General features: G+C 66.6%; 13 protein-coding genes. 5 read left to right on the top strand and 8 right to left on the bottom strand.

The features are described from left to right. Nucleotides 1-82 precede the first annotated feature (82 nt). Together QMZ26_RS15330 and QMZ26_RS15325 are read left to right on the top strand one after the other, a co-directional pair. A complete protein-coding gene (locus tag QMZ26_RS15330; protein ID WP_283221950.1) occupies nt 83-2,188 on the top strand; it encodes a M13-type metalloendopeptidase in 2,106 nt (701 codons plus the stop codon). 354 nt (nt 2,189-2,542) lie between these two features. Next, nucleotides 2,543-4,549, top strand: a complete 2,007-nt coding sequence (locus tag QMZ26_RS15325; RefSeq protein WP_283221949.1) for a M13 family metallopeptidase — start codon at nt 2,543-2,545, stop codon at nt 4,547-4,549. Nucleotides 4,550-4,676: 127 nt separating this feature from the next. Here the strand turns inward: QMZ26_RS15325 and QMZ26_RS15320 are convergent, their stop codons facing one another. Continuing rightward, nucleotides 4,677-7,715 (bottom strand): carboxypeptidase regulatory-like domain-containing protein, encoded by a 3,039-nt coding sequence (locus tag QMZ26_RS15320; protein ID WP_283221948.1) that lies wholly within the window; start codon nt 7,713-7,715, stop codon nt 4,677-4,679. A 390-nt stretch (nt 7,716-8,105) separates the two neighbouring features. After that, entirely contained in the window at nt 8,106-9,761 is a 1,656-nt protein-coding gene (locus QMZ26_RS15315; protein ID WP_283221947.1) for an SDR family oxidoreductase, read from the bottom strand. Nucleotides 9,762-9,895: 134 nt separating this feature from the next. Between QMZ26_RS15315 and QMZ26_RS15310 the strand changes: the two genes are divergently transcribed. Both QMZ26_RS15310 and QMZ26_RS15305 read left to right on the top strand, forming a co-directional pair. Further along, nucleotides 9,896-10,378, top strand: a complete 483-nt coding sequence (locus tag QMZ26_RS15310; protein WP_108758107.1) for a VOC family protein — start codon at nt 9,896-9,898, stop codon at nt 10,376-10,378. After that, the gene (locus tag QMZ26_RS15305) at nt 10,375-11,961 is read left to right on the top strand and encodes an NAD(P)/FAD-dependent oxidoreductase (protein WP_283221946.1); all 1,587 of its coding nucleotides are present in this window, start codon (nt 10,375-10,377) and stop codon (nt 11,959-11,961) included. Before QMZ26_RS15310 ends, QMZ26_RS15305 begins: the two co-directional genes overlap by 4 nt. A 136-nt stretch (nt 11,962-12,097) precedes the next feature. Here the strand turns inward: QMZ26_RS15305 and QMZ26_RS15300 are convergent, their stop codons facing one another. From QMZ26_RS15300 to QMZ26_RS15275, 6 genes are all read right to left on the bottom strand, one after another. Further along, nucleotides 12,098-12,772 carry a rhomboid family intramembrane serine protease gene (locus QMZ26_RS15300; RefSeq protein WP_079222658.1) on the bottom strand — a complete coding sequence of 225 codons (675 nt, stop codon included), beginning with the start codon at nt 12,770-12,772 and terminating at the stop codon, nt 12,098-12,100. 93 nt (nt 12,773-12,865) lie between these two features. Further along, nucleotides 12,866-13,204: an MGMT family protein gene (locus QMZ26_RS15295; RefSeq protein WP_234458311.1), complete on the bottom strand. Its 339-nt coding sequence runs from the start codon at nt 13,202-13,204 to the stop codon at nt 12,866-12,868. Beyond that, a complete protein-coding gene (locus QMZ26_RS15290; RefSeq protein ID WP_108760610.1) occupies nt 13,201-14,121 on the bottom strand; it encodes a DMT family transporter in 921 nt (306 codons plus the stop codon). The genes QMZ26_RS15295 and QMZ26_RS15290 overlap by 4 nt, the downstream gene beginning before the upstream one ends. A 196-nt stretch (nt 14,122-14,317) precedes the next feature. Next, entirely contained in the window at nt 14,318-15,676 is a 1,359-nt protein-coding gene (gorA, locus tag QMZ26_RS15285) for a glutathione-disulfide reductase (protein ID WP_283221945.1), read from the bottom strand. A gap of 118 nt (nt 15,677-15,794) precedes the next feature. After that, nucleotides 15,795-17,039 (bottom strand): DUF418 domain-containing protein, encoded by a 1,245-nt coding sequence (locus QMZ26_RS15280; RefSeq protein WP_283221944.1) that lies wholly within the window; start codon nt 17,037-17,039, stop codon nt 15,795-15,797. A gap of 99 nt (nt 17,040-17,138) precedes the next feature. Next, entirely contained in the window at nt 17,139-17,621 is a 483-nt protein-coding gene (locus tag QMZ26_RS15275) for a peptidylprolyl isomerase (protein ID WP_079222661.1), read from the bottom strand. Nucleotides 17,622-17,732: 111 nt separating this feature from the next. On the opposite strand from QMZ26_RS15275, the gene QMZ26_RS15270 reads away from it, so the two are divergent. After that, nucleotides 17,733-18,272 carry a C40 family peptidase gene (locus QMZ26_RS15270; RefSeq protein ID WP_200732306.1) on the top strand — a complete coding sequence of 180 codons (540 nt, stop codon included), beginning with the start codon at nt 17,733-17,735 and terminating at the stop codon, nt 18,270-18,272. Nucleotides 18,273-18,327: the final 55 nt, after the last annotated feature.

Below are 18,327 nucleotides of genomic sequence, written 5' to 3'. Positions count from 1 at the left end.
GGGCGGGCCAGCGGCGTATCGTTCGGCCCACGGCCGCCCCAAACGGCCCTTCCCTGAATCACTCGGCCTGGAGGCCATTCAAGTGACCCGTACTCCCAAGATCGTGCTGCTGACCCTGGCCGTTTCGGCCGCGCTGGTCGGCTGCGGCAAGACCGACACCCCGGCAAAGGACGCCACCGCCTCCACGCCGGCCGCCACTGACCAGGCCACCACCTACAAGCTGGACGAGGCCAAGCTGCCGGCCTACAACGCCTTCCAGGCCAGTGACCTGGACAGCGCGATGGACGCCTGCGGCGCCTTTGGCGACTACGTCAACAGCAAGTGGCTGGCCGCCAATGAGATTCCGGGCGACCGCACCAGCTGGGGCGCCTTCACCATTCTCGACGAGCGTTCGGTGGCCGTGCAGCACCAGCTGGCCGAGCAGCTTGCCCAGGTCAAGAACCCGAACCACATCGAGAAGATCGTCGGCGACCTGTGGGCCACCGGCATGGACGAAGCCAAGATCAACGCCCAGGGCATCGAGCCGATGAAGGCTGACCTGGCCGCCATCGACGGCCTGCAGGACAAGGCCGCCATCGCCGATTACCTGCGCACCAGCGCCGCCAAGGGCGACAACGTCCTGTTCGGCTTCGGCGCCGAAGCGGACTTCAAGAACTCGGCCATGAACATGGCCTACGCCAGCCAGGGCGGCCTGGGCCTGCCGGACACCACCTATTACACCGACACCAAGAACGCCGACAAGCTGAAGGCCTACCAGGCGCACGTCGCCAAGGTGCTGGAACTGTCGGGCGTGGCCGCTGCCGATGCCGCCAAGCAGGCCGAGGACGTGGTCAAGTTCGAGACCCGCCTGGCCAAGGCTTCCAAGTCGCGCGTCGACCTGTCGCGCAACGTGGAGCTGTTCTACAACCCGGTCACCCTGGCCGACGCCGACAAGCTGACCCCGAACTTCAGCTGGACCGAGTTCTTCAAGTCGCAGGGCGTTGCCGCACCGGAGAAGTTCTCGCTGGCCATGCCGGCCTTCCACGAGGAAGTGAGCAAGGCACTGGGCGACACCGATCCGTCGGTCTGGCGCGCCTACCTGCGCTTCCACACCGTTGATGGCGCCTCGCCGTACCTGGCCGACGCCTTCGTGCAGGAGAACTACGAGTTCTACGGCAAGACCCTCAATGGCCAGAAGGAACAGAAGCCGCGCTGGAAGCGCGTGCTGGGCACCATCGAGAACGATGCCGGCGAAGCCTTCGGCCAGCTGTACGTGAAGGTCGCCTTCTCGCCGGAAGCCAAGGCGAAGATGGAAGAACTGGTGAAGAACCTTGCCGCGTCGCTGAAGGAACGCATCCAGGGCCTGAGCTGGATGAGCGACGAGACCAAGGCCAAGGCCATCGCCAAGTGGGAAACCTTCACCCCGAAGATCGGTTACCCGGACAAGTGGCGTGACTGGGCCGGCCTGCAGACCCAGCGCGACAGCTACCTGGGCAACGTGCGCGCCGCCAACGAGTTCAACTACAAGTTCAACCTGTCCAAGGTCGGCAAGCCGGTGGACAAGACCGAGTGGGGCATGACCCCGCAGACGGTCAACGCCTACTACAACCCGCTGCAGAACGAGATCGTGTTCCCGGCCGCCATCCTGCAGCCGCCGTTCTTCGACCCGAAGGCCGACGACGCCCTGAACTACGGCGGCATCGGCGCGGTGATCGGCCACGAAATGACCCACGGTTACGACGACCAGGGCGCGCGCTTCGGGCCGACCGGCAACCTGGAAGACTGGTGGACCGCGGCTGACAAGAAGAACTTCGAAGGCCTGACCGGCAAGCTGGTCAAGCAGTTCGACCAGTACAAGGTCGACGGCCAGGCCGTGAACGGCCACCTGACCCTGGGCGAGAACATCGCCGACCTGGGTGGCCTGGCCACCGCCTACGACGCCCTGCAGAAGGCCACCGCCGGCAAGGAAGATCCGAAGGTCGACGGCTTCACCCGCGACCAGCGCTTCTTCTTCAACTGGGCCACCGTGTGGCGCACCAAGTACACCGCTGAAAACGCCAAGGTCCGCCTGGCGACCGACCCGCACGCCCCGGCGCAGTTCCGCGCCATGGGTGCGCCGTCGAACCTGCCGACCTTCGCCGCTGCATTCCAGTGCAAGGCCGGCTCGCCGATGGCCCGCACCGGCGACCAGCAGGTGGTGATCTGGTAAGCCGCGGCTGACGCCAAGGCAGACCCTCGAAGGCCCGGGATTTCCCGGGCCTTTGTTTTTGGCGGCTCCGGCCATCCACGCATGGCGTGGATCTACTGGCCATGCCACCCGGTAGCGCCGGGCCATGCCCGGCGGATGTGACGTGACGCATGCATCCCGTGCCCATGCCACACCCCCCGGTAGTGCCGGGCCGTGCCCGGCGGATGCGACGTGACGCATGCATCCCGTGCCCATGCCACACCCCCCGGTAGCGCCGGGCCATGCCCGGCGGATGCGACGTGACGCATGCATCCCGTGCCCATGCACGGCTTGCTATAGTTCGCCCGCCCTCAATCCATCACGGATTCGTTCTACATGCCCAATTTCCGTCCGCTTGCCGTCGCCCTGGGTATCAGCCTGGCGACCCTGGTCCCGACCCACGATGCGTTCGCCGCCAAGAAGAAGGCCGTGCGCGCCCCGGCCGTCAGCGCCCAGTGCAGCGATTTCTACGATGCCACCAACGCGGACTGGCTGAAGGCCAACCCGGTGCCGCAGTCCGGCGCCGCCACCGCGCTGGGCCAGCTGGTCGACCGCAGCCGCCAGCAGCAGCGTGAACTGCTGGACGCCTCGATGAAGGCGCCGCAGGGCAACGTGCAGAAGCTGCTGGGCGACTTCTGGGCCAGCGGCCTGGACGAAGCCGCGGTGGAAGCCGATGGCTCCAACCCGATCGCCCCGCTGCTGACCCGCATCAACGCGATCAAGAAGGCCAAGGACGTGCCGGCCTCGATCGCCGCGCTGCACCAGGTCGGCATCCCGGTGGCCTTCAACTTCGGCCCGGACGTGGACCTGAAGGCGCTGGACCGCCACATCGGCTACTTCATGCAAGGCGGCATGGGCCTGCCCGACCCGGCGTTCTACACCCGTACCGACGCCGACACCGTGGCCCTGATGGGCCGCTACCGCAACTACGTCAAGCAGATCCTGGCCCTGACCGGCACCCCGGCAGCCAAGCTGGATGCCGAATCGCAGTCGGTGATCGAACTGGAAACCGAACTGGCCCGCAACGCGCAGTCGCTGGCCGGCATCAACAACCCGTTCAACAACTACGCGCCGATCTCGACCAAGGAACTCAACAGCCGCTACCGCAACCTGCAGCTGGATGCCTTCCTGAAGGCGCAGGGCGTGAACGACGACCTGGTCTCGCTGGCGGACCCGGGCCTGTTCAAGCAGCTCGACACCATGGTCACCAAGCTCAAGCCGGAACAGTGGAAGGCTTACCTGCGCTGGCGCGTGGGCGACTCGATGGCACCGTACCTGTCCAAGGCCTACCGCGACGCCGAGTTCGAGTTCCGCGGCCGCGTGCTGCGTGGCCAGACCCTGCCCGCGCAGCGCTGGGAAAGCGTCCTGGATGCCATCAACGTGGCCGCCGGCCCGATGGTCGGCCGCGAGTACGCCGCCCGCTACCTGTCCGCCGAAGACCGTCGCCAGGCGGCGTGGATCGTCGACAAGGTGCGTGAAGTGCAGATCGAGGCGGTCAAGAACAGCACCTGGATGAGCGCCGAGGCCAAGGCCGAAGCACAGGCCAAGCTGGGCGCGCTGAAGATCGAGATCGGCACCCCGCTGCGCGACCTGGACTACACCGTGCAGCCGATGGGCCGTGGTTCGTTCGGCGGCAACATGCTGATCGCTTCGACCTGGCGCCACCGCGAGGAAATGAAGCGCATCGGCAAGGGCAATGCCGACCGCCGCTGGGACGTGCTGCCGCAGCAGCCGTCGCTGGCCTATGATCTGGCGCAGAACCGCCTGATCGTCACCGCCGCCATCCTGCAGGGCCCGGTGTTCAACGCCAAGGCCGATGCCGCCGACAAGTTCGGCAGCTTCGGTGGCCTGGTCGGCCACGAACTGAACCGTGCCATCGATGCCAAGGGCGCGCTGGTCGATGCCAAGGGCGAACTGCGCAGCTGGTGGACCCCGGCCGACAAGACCGCCTGGACCCTGCTCGGCAGCCGCGTGGCCGCGCAGTACGGCGCCTACGAATTCCCCGGCGTGAAGGGTGCCAAGGTCAACGGCACGCTGACCCAGGAAGAGAACCTGGCCGACATCGCCGGCCTGGAACTGGCCTGGGCGGCCTACACCGCGCAGGAGCCGAAGGCCAAGCCGGCGCAGCAGCAGGGCTTCTTCCGCGCCTGGGCTGCGCTGTGGCCGCAGCAGCTGTCGCCGAACGAAGCCGCTCGCCGCCTGACCGCCGACATCCGTGCACCGGGCCGCTGGCGCACCAACGGCCCGCTGTCGAACCTGCCGGCGTTCGGCGCGACCTTCAGCTGCAAGGCCGGCCAGCCGATGCAGCGCACCGACGCCGAGCAGATCAAGGTCTGGCGCTGAGCACGAGCGTGGTGCAGTAACGAAGAAGGCGCCGCAGGGCGCCTTTTTCGTGGGCGGTGCCCGCACATAAAAAGACCCCGGCAGATGCCGGGGTCAAACGTGCTGCTGAAAGAGAGCGGTTTTTACATCAGAAATCGTAGGACGCGCTCAGGCGCACCGAACGCGGCGCGGTGTAGAAGGTGCCGATACCGTAGGTATTGGAAATCGTGTGCTGGCCCGATTCATACGACGGATCGGACTGGACCGCACGGCGCTGGTTGAGCACATTGAACACGTCCAGGCCGAATGCCAGCTTGTGGTCGGCAAAGGCCGGGCGGTACATCACGCCCAGGTCGAAGCGATAGGTCCACGGCTGGCGGCCGGCATCACCCGGGCGCGACGGCTCGCCGTTGCAGTAGTGGTACGACGATTCATAGCCGATCGGATCGCTGCCATCCGCACCGTAGTAGCCGAGGCAGCTCTTCGGCATGCCCGAGGTGACGCGCAGGGTGGCCGACGCCGTCCACTCATCGTTGAACTGGTACGCGCCGTAGCCCTTCAGCTGGTGGCGACGGTCGTTGGCGAGGTAGCCACCGGCGTACTCCATCAGGTAGTAGGAATCCCAGTCCTGGGTCTTGGCCGCTTCATCCTGGCCGATGTCCGACTTGACCTGGCCTTCGGTGTTGCCGTAGCTGCGCGACCAGGTGTAATCCAGGCGGCCGTACCACTTGTCACTCAGCGGATGCTCGATGAACAGATCGACTGCAACGTAGCTGCGCTTGGCCTTGTTGCCGTTGTAGCCCCAGTCCGACGAGCTCATCTGCACCGGCGTGTAACCCGAGCCATCGCTGTGCTTGACCATGAAGGTATTGGTCTTGCCCGGGTTGAAGATCACGCAGCCCGGCACTTCCAGGCCGTCCGTATCAACGCCCATCGCATCGAGCTTTGCGTAGATCTGGTCGGAGTCGCAGGTATCGTCGATGGCGGTCTGCAGGCGACGGTAGGTGAACTTCGCACCCGTGTTCCAGGACGAACCCAGGGTCTTTTCGAAGCCCATGATGAACTCATCCTGGTACTGCGACTTCAGGTCGGTCGGTGCAACCGACAACGGATCGGGCGCAACGCCGTACTCGTTGTTGGTCGATACCGGGCCCGGGCCCAGTGCGGTCAGGTCGGTCGGGTTGCCGTTGGCATCGATGCCACCGTAGGTGAAGTACTCACGGGTATAGGTCGATGCCGATGCGCCACGGATGGCCACGCTGTTGGGCAGGGCCAGGTAGTAGCGGCCGAGGTTGGCGAACACCTTCATCGACGAATCACCAAAGACATCCCAGCTGGCGCCCAGGCGCGGGGCCCACTGGTCACCACTTTCAACGTAGGCAATGGCCGAGCTGTTGTAGTTGGTGAACTTGTCGTTGCGCAGGCCCAGGGTCAGCAGCCAGTTCGGGCTGACCTGCCAGCGGTCTTCCAGGTAGTAGGCCTTCTGTTCCACCGACATGCTGGTGGTGGTGGAGAAGATGTACTTCTGCACGTAGTAGCCATCACCACCCGGGGCGGCGACGTCGAACGCCGGCGCCGGCGAAGAACCCGGTGCGATGCGCGAATAGATCCAGGCGTAACCCGGGCCGGTCATCGCCTGCCCTTCGTTGTGGCCCTGGTAGGTCATGTTGTCGATACCGGCGGTCAGCTCATGGCTGCCGATGCGGTACTGCAGGTCCACGCGCAGGCCGCGGGTCTTGCTGCCCGCATCCAGCGACTTGGTGTACAGCGCAGTCTGGTCGTTGCGGATCGGCGTACCGCCGGTGATCGACGGATCCTGGCTGGTCGGTCCACTGATGTAGGGGTTGGCCGAATCCTGCGGATTGGATTCCAGGTTGGTTTCCTTGCTGCGGCCCCACACGGCGCTCAGGGTCAGGTCATCGGTCAGGTACCCGGTGTACTTGAAGATGTCGAACTCGTCCTTGAGCTTGGTCGTGTTGGCGAAGGTACCGGTGCGCTCGCCTTCGCTCATCGTGTCGTAGTCGAACTCGCGGTAGTAGCTGCTGTAGCGGTCCGTGTTCTGCAGCCGGGTGTATTCCAGCGTGTTGCTGTCGTTGATGTTCCAGTCGATCTTGCCGTAGAACTTGGGCGTATCGGTGGTGTAGTGGCTGCGGATCTGCTGTGCGGCTTCGGCAGCACTGGTGGACACGCCCTCGTTGCGATCCTTCTCGGCGGCGAGGTGGATGAACAGGCGATCCTCGATCAGCGGGCCGCTGACATAGCCGCTGTAGGTGGTGCGGGTCGCCGTGTCGCCCTTGCGCGAGCGGTACAGGGAGCCGGCCACCGTGCCGGTATCGTCCTCGAGTTCGAGACCCGGTGGCGCGGTGTGATTGGGGTAGTAGATGTCTCGCGGCGATTCGGCCAGCGAATCGGGCGACCAGGTGGTCTGGAAGCCGAACTTCCATTCATTGGTACCGCGCTTGCCGAGCTGGTTGATCACGCCGCCGGTGGAACGGCCGTAGCCGGCGCCGTAGCCACCCATGAAGGTTTCCTGCTGGTCGATCGAGCCATACGGCAGGCTGACACCGCCCATTGCATTGAGCGGGTTGGTCGCGTTGAAGCCGTTCAGGTAGTACGCGTTCTCGGTGACACTGGAGCCGCCGAACGACAGCACCGAGCGCGAACCATTGGAGAACTCGCCACTGCCGGCGACAACGCCTGGCGCGAGCAGGGCGATCGCTTCGGCGCTGCGGCCCAGCGGCAGGACATCGAGCTGTTCGGAGGTGATGACCGACTTGGAGACCGTGTTGGTCACGTCGATCTTCGGGATGTTGGCTGCAGTGACGTTCACTGCGTCGAGGTTGGTGGCACCGCCGCTGGCGGACTGGCCAAAGGAGACTTCCGTGCCGACACCGACCTTCAGCAGCACGTTGTCGCGTTGCTCTACCACCTGCCCGTCACGCTCGAGGGTGATGGAGTACCGGCCCACCGGCAGTGAACCGAGGTTGTAGCGGCCGTTTGCATCGACGTTCGCGCTGCGCTTGAGGCCCGAGTCGCTCTGTACGACGACCGTGGCGCCTGCGGCGGCCGGGGCGTTGCCATACAGGGAACCGGTGGTGCTCTGCGCCGCGGCGGCGCCGATGAAGGAGGTCAGGACAGCGGCAAGTGCCGTGCGCTTCAGCCGGATGGCCGTCTTGCTATAGGTCATGAAAATTCCTTGTTCCGTGAAAAGACACATTCGTTTTTCAGACTCGCTGCATCAGCGTTTCATCTTCGTAGCAGCTGAATAGAATATTAATTTCATAAAAGTTTAACTTGCAAGGGTTGATAGCAAATATTTTATCTTGTTGATTTAATTGATTTTTTCTTGACACAAAAGAAAACAATTGTTTACATTCCATTCAACTGAGACTTTTGCTGGCATTTTTGACCGCTTATCCGCGACGATATTCGAGAGAATCCGCGCCGCGAATCCGGGATATTCGAAAGATTTACCGAGTTAATTCTTTCGGTTTCATCGATGCTTCGGGGAAGAAATACAGCGACAAAAAAGGGCGCCTCAGGGGCGCCCTCGTTCCTGCGACCAGCCCAACCCGCGTCACCCTGGTTCCAGCGTTCCCCGGTAGTGCACGATGCGACCGACCAGCGGCGCGCCGATCTCGACATCGAACACGAAACGCCCGTCCACTTCCGACTCGAAGCTGTTCTCACCCGGCAGCAGCGCGCGTGGCAGCGGAATGCCGAGCAGCGACCAGCGGCGCGGTACCAGTTGCAGCTGGCCGCCCTCGACCACGACGGCCAGAGCCACCGACACCGCACCGAAGCGCTCGACCAGCAGCGCTTCGTTGCGGCCGCGGCCTTCGGTCTGCAGCGAGGAAAAACGGCGGCCGGCAAACGTGCGCGTCCAGCGCTCGCCGCCGGCTTCCGGCGTGAACTCAACGCTGACCGGCACCTGCTCGCCCGCCGCCGGAAAACCAAACAGCGCACCCAGCAGACGCGACAGCAGGCCTCGGCCGCGCTGCACCTGCGCCCTGCCCTGCCAGCGCCGCGCCGCACCCGGCGCATGCAGCGCCTGCACGGCGGCTGGCAGCTGCGCATAGGCGTCCCCCAGCACGCGCTGGTACAGGCTGGCGCCGGGCATGTCGTGGCGGAAGCCGGTATGGATGGTGCGGCCGGCAAACAGTCGATCGTAGTCGGCCAGCTCCAACGCGTGCGTCGCGGGGCGCGCACCGGGCGCTGGCCGCTCGCCGAGGAGCTGCTTGCGGATCAGCGCTTCGATGGCCATCGATGGAATGTAGGGACCATCATCGGCCTCGGCCAGCAGATGCCAGCTCTGGCGTACCGGCGCACCGTCACGCACACCGACCGCGCGCACGATCATGCCGCCGCGATGCTCGCCAAACTTCATCAGGTTCAGCACGGTGTAGAACAGCGGCGAGCACGGTTCCAGCGATGGCAGCCGCAGGCGCTGGCGGGCCTTGGCCAACAGGTTGAGGATACGGTGCAGGACTTCCGGCACCGGACCGGCGCCGATCCAGATATCGGTGAGCGTCGGGTGTTCCGGCGGCAGCACCTGCAGGTCGGGCACGTCCACCAGCGAGAAATGCAGGTTGCGCAGCGGTATCCGGCCCGGCACCGCGACGGTGAAGCGGCGGCTCTCGGCCAGGCCCACGCCGTGGCTGTCACGCCCACCACGGCGCAGCTTCACCGGCGCGCCGGCATAGCCCACCACCGCGCGCATCACGTTCAGGCCGATGCCCGCATACGGTGACGGCGCGATGCCGCCTTCCACGCTGAGGATGTCCATGCGCGTGGCCATCACCCGCAGCACCGCAGCGGTCAGCACCGGGAAGCTGCTGACCCCGGACAGCACGTAGACGCCGGCCGCCCGTGCCTGCGCGTCGAACTGCGGGACACCCGAAACGAAATCTGCCGCGTCGGCAAAGTCCAGGTAATCGATGCCGGCGGCGATGCAGGCTTCGATGGCCGCGTAGCGCTGGCGGCCGTAATCCTGGAAGGGGCCGGACGCATCGACCACCAGGTCGGGCCGTTCGGCCTGCAACGTCGGCGCCAGCTGCTGCCGGTCCACCCGCAAGGGCCGCAGCGTGGATTGGCCGCGGTACGCCAGGCAGAACGCCTCGGCCGCCGCCAGGGTGCGCCCGGCCACGAGCAGCTCCAGCTGCGGCAGATCCGCCAGCAACTGCACCAGGCGCCCTCCAAATACACCATATCCGCCCAGGATCAGGATCTTCACGCATCGTCCCTGTCGTGCTGCCATGGAGGGAACCGCTCTCCCGCAGGATGGTAGCGCGGTCCTGCAGTGCAGCACGATCCGGCATTAACACCGCCCGTGCTATCGCTGCGCCTTCGCCCGCTGCGGAGCCGCTCATGGCCATCAGGAACATCATCTGCGTGTGGTACGACAAGGACGCGCTGGAGGCCGCCACCTTCTACGCCAACACCTTCCCCGACAGCGCGGTGACCGCCGTCCACCACGCCCCCGGGGACTACCCGGCCGGCCAGGAAGGCGCCGTGCTCACCGTCGAGTTCACCGTCTGTGGCGTGGCCTGCGTCGGCCTCAATGGCGGCCCGGCGTTCAAGCACAACGAAGCGTTCTCGTTCCAGATCCAGACCACCGACCAGGCCGAAACCGATCGCCTGTGGAATGCCATCGTCGGCAATGGCGGCCAGGAAAGCGACTGCGGCTGGTGCAAGGACCGCTGGGGCGTATCCTGGCAAATCAGCCCGCGCATGCTGATCGAGGCGGTGACCAGCACGGACAAGGCGCTGGCCAAGCGCGCCTTCAACGCGATGATGCCGATGAAGAAGATCGACATCGCCACCATCGAAGCGGCGATCGCCCAGGCATGAGCCAGTGGGATGCCATCATCGTCGGCGGCGGCCACAACGGGCTGGTGTGCGCGGCCTACCTGGCGCGAGCGGGAAAGAAGGTGCTGGTGCTGGAGCGCCGCAACGTACTGGGCGGAGCGGCGGTTACCGAGGAGTTCCATCCCGGCTTCCGCAACTCGGTGGCGTCCTACACCGTGTCGCTGCTGCAGCCGAAGGTGATCGACGACCTGCAGCTGCATGCCCATGGCCTGCGCATCATCAACCGGCCGGCCAACAACTTCCTGCCGCTGGACGATGGCCGCTACCTGCTGTCGGCGCCGGGCCGCACCCAGGCCGAGGTCGCGAAGTTCTCGGCGCGCGATGCGCAGCGGCTTCCCGAGTACGAAGCGCGGCTGGAGATCTTCGCCGACGTGCTGCGCGCATGGGCACTGCGTGCGCCACCGGACCTGGGCGTGGCCGGCGGATGGCGTGCCCTGCCCACGCTCTGGCAGATGGGGCGCCTCGGCCGCGAACTGGCCACGCTGGACGCCTCGCTGCGGCAGGAGCTGCTGGACCTGTTCACGCTGTCGGCCGCCGAGTATCTGGACCGCTGGTTCGAGAGCGAACCGATCAAGGCGCTGTTTGGCTTCGATGGCATCGTCGGCAATTTCGCCAGCCCGTACACGCCGGGCAGTGCGTATGTGCTGCTGCACCACGTGTTCGGCCAGTGCAACGGCGTAAAGGGTGCCTGGGGCCACGCAATCGGTGGCATGGGCGCGATCAGCCAGGCCATTGCAGCCTCGGCGCGCGACGCCGGCGCCGAGCTGCGCGTGGATGCCGGTGTGCGGCGCGTTCTGGTCGAGCAGGGCCGTGCGGCCGGCGTGGAACTGGACAACGGCGAAAGCCTGCGCGCACGCACGGTGATCGCCAACGTCAATCCCAAGCTGCTCTACGAACGGTTGCTGGAACCGGCAGAGGTACCGCAGGCGACGCGCGAGCGGATGGCGCAGTGGCGCTGCGGCTCGGGCACGTTCCGGATGAACGTCGCACTGTCGCGGCTGCCGGATTTCCGCGCCCTGCCCGGCCACGGCGATCACCTCAGCGCCGGCATCATCATGGCGCCCAGCCTGGAGTACATGGACCGCGCCTGGCTGGATGCACGCCGCGAGGGCTGGTCGCGCGAACCGATCGTGGAGATGCTGATTCCCAGCACGCTGGACGATTCGCTGGCCCCGCCCGGGCAGCATGTGGCCAGCCTGTTCTGCCAGCACGTCGCGCCGGTGCTGCCCGGCGGGCGGCACTGGGATGATCATCGCGACGAAGTGGCCGACCTGATGATCGCCACGGTCGAGCAGCACGCGCCGGGCTTCGCGGCCAGCGTGCTCGGCCGGCAGGTGCTGTCACCGCTGGACCTGGAACGCACCTTCGGCCTGATCGGCGGCGACATCTTCCACGGTGCGCTCAGCGCCAACCAGCTGTTCTCGGCGCGGCCGATGGTCGGCCAGGCGGGCTATCGCGGTGCACTGCCGGGGTTGTACCTGTGTGGTTCGGGCACCCATCCCGGCGGCGGCGTGACCGGAGCACCGGGGCACAATGCGGCGCAGGTGGTGTTGCAGGATCTGTAGATCCACGCCATGCGTGGATGTGGGCACCGAGTGCCGACCAACGGTCGGCACCCACAAACACCTACAGCGTCAAAAGATCCGATCCAGAGCGTGCCGACCAACGGTCGGCACCCACAGCGTCAAATGATCCCTTGGATCATTTGACGCTGCGCAGATGGTTCGGGCGCTTCGGTGGGCCGGGCGGGCGGCGCTTGTTGAACGGCGGCTGCCCGCGCCAGTAGCGGATCAGCAGCCAGCCGAACAGCATGCCGCCCAGATGTGCGAAATGCGCGACGCCCGGCTGCCAGCCGGTCATGCCCAGCACCAGTTCGCCCACGCCGAACAGGATCACGAACGTGCGTGCCTTCATCGGAATGGGCGGGAACAGCAGCATCACGCGCTGGTTCGGGAACAGCATGCCGTAGGCCAGCAGCAGGCCGAACACACCGCCGGATGCGCCCAGCACCGTGGCCGGGTTCTCCAGCAGCGTACCCACCAGCAACTGGCACACGCCGGCACCGGCCACGCACACCAGGTAGTACAGCAGGAAGCGCTTCTCGCCCCACGTCTGCTCCAGCGGCGCGCCAAACATGAATACCGCCAGCATGTTGAAGAACAGGTGGCCGAAGCTGCCGTGCAGGAAGCCGTAGGTCAGCAGCTGCCAGGGCTGGAAGTTGCCGCCCGGGGAAAACGCATCGAAGCCCTGCTGCCAGGGCTGCAGCATGAAGGGCTCGAAGGTCTGCATGCCGAGCAGGAACGGCTGCTGCAGCAGGAACAGGATCGCGTTGGCGATCAGCAGGGCCTTGGTGACGGTGGGCAGTCGCGGGAACATGGGAATACCGGCATGGAACGGCCTCCATCATAGCCGCAGCATCACGACAGCGTGGCGACCGCCCCGCCCGCTCCGTTCAGTGGCCGGCAGCGATCAGCCCGGGCCCCAGATCGCGGCATCCAGCGCCGCAGCCGGGTCGATGGCCGGCATCCGCACCCGGCCGTTCTCGACCACCACGCCTTCGGCACGCAGGCGCTGCGACTGCTCGCGCCAGCCCGCCGAGCCTTCGGCCATGGCAATGCGCCCGTCCGAGCGCAGCACGCGGTGCCACGGCAGGCCGGGGTCTTCGTTCTGGCCCAGGATGCGCGCGGTGAGCCGTGCGCGGCCGGGCAGCCCCGCGCGCATGGCCACCTGGCCGTAGCCCAGCACCTGCCCTGGCGGGATCGCGCGGATCACCGCCAGGATGCGGTCACGCGCCTGTTCCGGCGTCAGCGCCGCAGGCGGGTCACCAGCAGTACGCCGATCAGCACCAGCACGGTGCCGGCGATCTGCGCCGGCCCCATCGGCTCGTCGAGCAGCCATAGACTCATCACGATGGTGGAAACCGGACCCAGCATACCCACCTGCGCGGCCAGCGACGAGCCGACGCGCTGCACGGCCAGCATGATGGCCAGCACCGGCAGCACGGTGCATACCGTGGCGTTGACCAGCGACAGCCACTGCACCGCCGCAGGTGCCTGCCACAGCAGCGGCAGCGGATGGGTGATGGCGAAATGCAGCAGCACCAGCACGCTGGCCACGCAGCTGGCATAGGCGGTCAGCCGCACCGCACCGATGCGCGCGACCACCTGGCCACTGCCGAACAGGTACAGCGCGTAGCTGAGCGCGCTGCCCAGCACCAGCAGGCTGCCGACGATGATCTGCCCGCCCTCGCGCTGCAGGTCATGGCCGAAGGCCAGCAGCACGCCCAGGTAGCTCAGCACCAGCGCTGCCACCTGCCAGCGGCCCGGACGCTGCCGCGCCAGCAGGACGTTGATCAGCAGCACCAGGGTCGGGTTCAAGTACAGGATCAGCCGTTCCAGGGTCACGCTGATGTACTGCAGGCCCTGGAAATCGAGCAGGCTGGACAGGTAGTAACCGGTGAAGCCCAGCCACAGCACGCGCGCCCGGTCGGCCCAGGACAGCGCTTCGGTACGGCGTGCCGACCACAGGGCCATCAGCACGAACAGCGGCAGCGCCATCAGCATGCGCAGGGCCAGCAGGGTGGTGGCATCCACGCCATGGCGCAGGCCGAGCTTGACGATGATGGCCTTGCCGGACGCCGCGATGGCACCGACCGCAGCCAGGCCGATGCCACCCAGGGCAATGCGCGGGGAAGCAGTGGCGATGCGGGGGGAAGGACTGGACATCAGGACGGCGGCAGGCCGCACGGGGTGCGGCCACGGAGGTATGTGGGGACGCGCATTGTCGCATGCACGCGCCCAGCAACCCGTAGAGCCGAGCCGACGCTCGGCTTCGCGATGCCAAGGCGGAGAAAGCCGAGCGTGGGCTCGGCTCTACAGACAGGCGCAGCCGGGCATGGCTCGGCTCTACACCAACCGCGGGTCAGCGCATCAGCACGACTTCCTCGGCCGAGGTCGGGTGGATGGCCACGGTGTCGTCGAACTGGGCTTTGGTCGCGCCCATCTTCACCGCCACCGCAAAGCCCTGCAGGATCTCGTCGGCCGCTTCACCCAGCAGATGGATGCCCACCACGCGTTCGTCGGCACCGGCGCAGACCATCTTGAACAGGCTGCGCTGGGTGCCGTTGGCCAGCGCCTGCAGCATCGGCCGGAACCGGCTGTGATAGACCGTCACCTGGTCGAAACAGGCGCGCGCCTGTTCCTCGCTCATGCCTACCGCGCCCAGCGGCGGGTGCGAGAACACCACGCTGGCCACGTTGCTGTAATCCATCTTCGCGCTCGGGCGACCACCAAACAGCCGGTCCATCAGGCGCCTTGCCGCGGCCACCGCCACCGGGGTCAGGCCAACCTTGCCGGCAATGTCACCCACGGCATGCACGCTGGGCACCGCCGTGGTCTGCCACTCATCCACTTCCACCTGCTGGTGCTCGCCGATGCCGATGCCCAGCGCTTCCAGGCCAAGATCGCGGCTGTTGCCGCGGCGCCCGGTCGCGAAGAACACCGCATCGAACACGCTGTCCAGCGGGCCATCATGGCCGAAGGCACGCACGCGCTCACCATCGCGCTGCAGTTCACGCAGGCGGTAATCGAAGTGGATGCGCACGCCCTGCTGCTTCAGGTTCTCGGCCAGCTGGTCGGTCAGTTCGTAATCGAAGCGTTCCAGCAGGCGCGTACCCCGCACCAGCAGGCTGACCCGGCTGCCCAGTGCCTGCAGCAGCCCGGCCAGCTCCACCGCGATATAACCGCCGCCGATGATCGCCACCTCGGCCGGTGCGCTGCGCAGGTCGAAGAAATCATCGGACACCAGGCCCAGCGCCGCGCCGGGAATGTCTGGCCGCTGCGGGTGTGCACCGGTGGCGATGAGGATGTGCTCGGCGCTGTAGCGCACGCCATCGCTGCACGCCACGGTGTGCGCATCGACCAGGTGGCCGCGCGCGGGGATGCGCACCACGCCGGTTTCGTCCAGGCGCTTGTTGTAGCTGGTGTGGATGTTGCTGATGTAGGCCTGGCGATGGATTACCAGTTCCTTCCACGACAACGCCGGGCGCGCCGGCACATCGAAGCCCATCGCACTGGCCAGGCCGATGCGCTCGTGCAGGTCGGCCGCCAGCCACATCGCCTTCTTCGGCACGCAGCCGACATTGACGCAGGTACCGCCCAGCGCGCCGGGTTCCAGCAGCGCCACGCGCTTGCCATGCTGGGCAGCCCGGATGGCGCCGGCCAGGCCGGCAGAACCGCCGCCAAGGACGATCAGGTCATAGTCAAAGGATGCAGTGCTCATCGGGATCGCTCTGAAGAAGGGAGAATCATGGATCCACGCCCTGCGTGGAGGGTGCCGCTGCCGTGGCCGAGCATGCCATGGGGAACATGCAGCGCAACGTGAGCGGCACAGGCGGGAATCAGCCCTGCGCGACCTCGCGGCGCATGGGCGGCCACTGCCGGTAGGTCATCGCGCGCCACAGCCATTCCATCGGGCCGAAGCGGAAGCGCCGCAGCCACCAGTGCGAGATGCCCACCTGCAGCGCGAACAGCAGCAACGCGAACACCACCTGCCAGGCGCGCGGCATCAGGTCGAACCCGCCCAGCCCGTAGTGGTTGAACAGCCAGGTGCAGGCCAGCGACTGCGCCAGATAGTGGCTCAGTGCCATGCGCCCTGCCGGTGCCAGCCAGCCGAGCCGCGCGCGCCAGTGCACGATCCAGGCCAGGTAGCCCAGGCACATCGGCACCGCACCAACCGACACCAGCGACATCACCGCCGTGGTTTCCAGGGTGTACTGGCCCGGCGCGAGGTAGGGCTTCCACAGCACCCCGGCGAGCGTGACCAGCAGGCCCAGCGGCAGCGCGACCCAGCGCAGGCCGGCATACAGGCGGGGGAAGCGGTCCGGTTCGGCCAGCGCCCCGCTGCCGGCAAACCAGCTGCCGATCAGGAACATGCCCAGCACTTCCGGCCCGGTGATCACCAGCGCGCCCAGCGATGAACCGAACTCATGCAGGCGCTGCACGTTGCCCTCCATCCAGCTGCCCTGCCCGTACACCAGGCGCTGCTGGTCGATGGCCTGCTGCGCATCGACCACCATTTTCTGCAGGTCCTGCGCCGGCGAGAGCGTCACCATCGCGCCGATCAGCAGCATCATCGACACGCCGGCCAGGTAGACCACGATGCCCATCCACGGCAACCAGCTGCGCGGCGCTTCGCGGCAGGCCAGCAGCGGCAGCGACACCAGCGCGTACAGCACCAGGATGTCGCCGGACCACACCAGCAGCGCATGACACAGGCCGATCAGCGCCAGGCCGAGGCTGCGCCGCAGGTAGAACGGGGTGAACTCGCGGCCAGCCGCCTGCGCGCGTTGCGCCATGACCGCGAAGCCGGCACCGAACAACAGCGAGAACAGGGTGAAGAACTTGCCCTGCACGAAGATGTAGACGAAGGCGTCGGCCACGTAATCCAGCCCGTGCCAGCGCGCGTCGATGCCGGTGAAGGCCAGGTCCAGCGGTCCGCTGAAGGCCTCGATGTTCATCAGCAGGATGCCCAGCAGGGCCACTCCGCGCAGCACGTCCAGCACGGCGATGCGTTCGCCGGAAGCCACCGGCTGCAGGGAAAGGGAAGCGGCGTTCACGGGGCATCCGGCAGGCAGGTCCGCCATTATGCCGCCGCCCTGCGCGCCGTGGACGGCCGCGCCGTGTTCCAGAAACGCAACGACCCGCCGGAGCGGGTCGTTGCTGCCCTCACGATCGCGCTGCGATCAGTGCTGGTGGCCACCGTCGCCATGGACATGGCCGTGGTCGATTTCTTCCTTGGCGGCTTCGCGCACTTCGACGATCTCGACGTCGAAATGCAGGTCCTTGCCGGCCATCGGGTGGTTCAAGTCGACGTCGACCACGCTCATGCCGACCTTCTGCACGGTGACCGCGCGCGGGCCGAAGTTGGTCTGCAGCACCACCTGCTGGCCCGGGACCAGCTTGGCGTTGCCGAAGTGCTTCTTCGGCACGCGCTGGGACAGGCCCTCGCGACGCTCGCCGTAGGCATCGGCCGCCGTGACATCGACGTCGAAGGTCGCGCCGGCTTCCTTGTCCATCATGGCGTTTTCCAGGCCCGGGATGATGTTGCCGTGGCCGATCAGGATCGACAGCGGCTCACCGCGGTCCTTGGACGATTCGATCGGCGCTTGGCCGACCTCGGAGACGGTGTAGTGGAAGCGGACAACGCGGTCTTTTTCGATCTTCATGCGCAACTCTGTCTGGATCTGCCGGAGGCAGGCGGGTTGGGGCGGGTTGTCGCCCGGCGGGGACGCCGCCATCATGACGGCCAATCCAAGGTGGCGCATTATCCGGAGAACATGCAAAAGACGCCAGTTTCGTCCGGCCTGCGCCGGATCCTCGCGCCCGCCCTGCTGCTGGCCCTGCCCCTGCTGCTGGCCGCCTGCGGTGGCGGCAAGGCCGTCCGCCCCGCCACGCCGCCGCCGTCGGCGCACTGGCCGGCCACCACGCCGGACAACCCCGAGGCCGCCAATTCGGTACTGATGCGCGCCATCAGCCTGGTCGGCACGCCCTACCGCTATGGCGGCAACACGCCCGACTCGGGCTTTGACTGCAGCGGCCTGGTGACCTACGTGTACCGCGAGATGGTCGACCTGAAGCTGCCGCGCACCTCGCGCGACCTGGCCGCCGTGCAGGGGCCGAAGATCGACCCGCAGCGCCTGGCCACTGGCGATCTGGTGTTCTTCGGCAGCCGCGGCAACGTCACCCATGTCGGCATCTACGTCGGCGAGGGCCGTTTCGTGCACGCGCCGAGCACCGGCGGCACCGTCCGCCTGGACTCGCTCAGCGGCGCCTACTGGAAAGACCACTACACAGGAGCGAAACGCGTTCTTCGCTAAAATGAACAGGCGATATGTTCAAAACTGTGACGAGCATCACTGAGCGAATAACGCT

Origin of the sequence: Stenotrophomonas sp. PFBMAA-4, from assembly GCF_030053215.1 — a bacterium.
Taxonomy (GTDB): Bacteria; Pseudomonadota; Gammaproteobacteria; order Xanthomonadales; family Xanthomonadaceae; genus Stenotrophomonas.
Note: the sequence above shows the minus strand (reverse complement) of the source record. Positions and strands in the feature narration are given on the sequence as shown.

Coding starts and splice junctions, on each gene's coding strand:
- QMZ26_RS15300 (WP_079222658.1), bottom strand. CDS start 12,772: ATGTTCCCGCGACTGCCCACCGTCACCAAGGCCCTGCTGATCGCCAAC.
- QMZ26_RS15290 (WP_108760610.1), bottom strand. CDS start 14,121: ATGTCCAGTCCTTCCCCCCGCATCGCCACTGCTTCCCCGCGCATTGCC.
- QMZ26_RS15280 (WP_283221944.1), bottom strand. CDS start 17,039: ATGGCGGACCTGCCTGCCGGATGCCCCGTGAACGCCGCTTCCCTTTCC.
- QMZ26_RS15310 (WP_108758107.1), top strand. CDS start 9,896: ATGGCCATCAGGAACATCATCTGCGTGTGGTACGACAAGGACGCGCTG.
- QMZ26_RS15270 (WP_200732306.1), top strand. CDS start 17,733: ATGCAAAAGACGCCAGTTTCGTCCGGCCTGCGCCGGATCCTCGCGCCC.
- QMZ26_RS15305 (WP_283221946.1), top strand. CDS start 10,375: ATGAGCCAGTGGGATGCCATCATCGTCGGCGGCGGCCACAACGGGCTG.
- QMZ26_RS15325 (WP_283221949.1), top strand. CDS start 2,543: ATGCCCAATTTCCGTCCGCTTGCCGTCGCCCTGGGTATCAGCCTGGCG.
- gorA (WP_283221945.1), bottom strand. CDS start 15,676: ATGAGCACTGCATCCTTTGACTATGACCTGATCGTCCTTGGCGGCGGT.
- QMZ26_RS15275 (WP_079222661.1), bottom strand. CDS start 17,621: ATGAAGATCGAAAAAGACCGCGTTGTCCGCTTCCACTACACCGTCTCC.
- QMZ26_RS15320 (WP_283221948.1), bottom strand. CDS start 7,715: ATGACCTATAGCAAGACGGCCATCCGGCTGAAGCGCACGGCACTTGCC.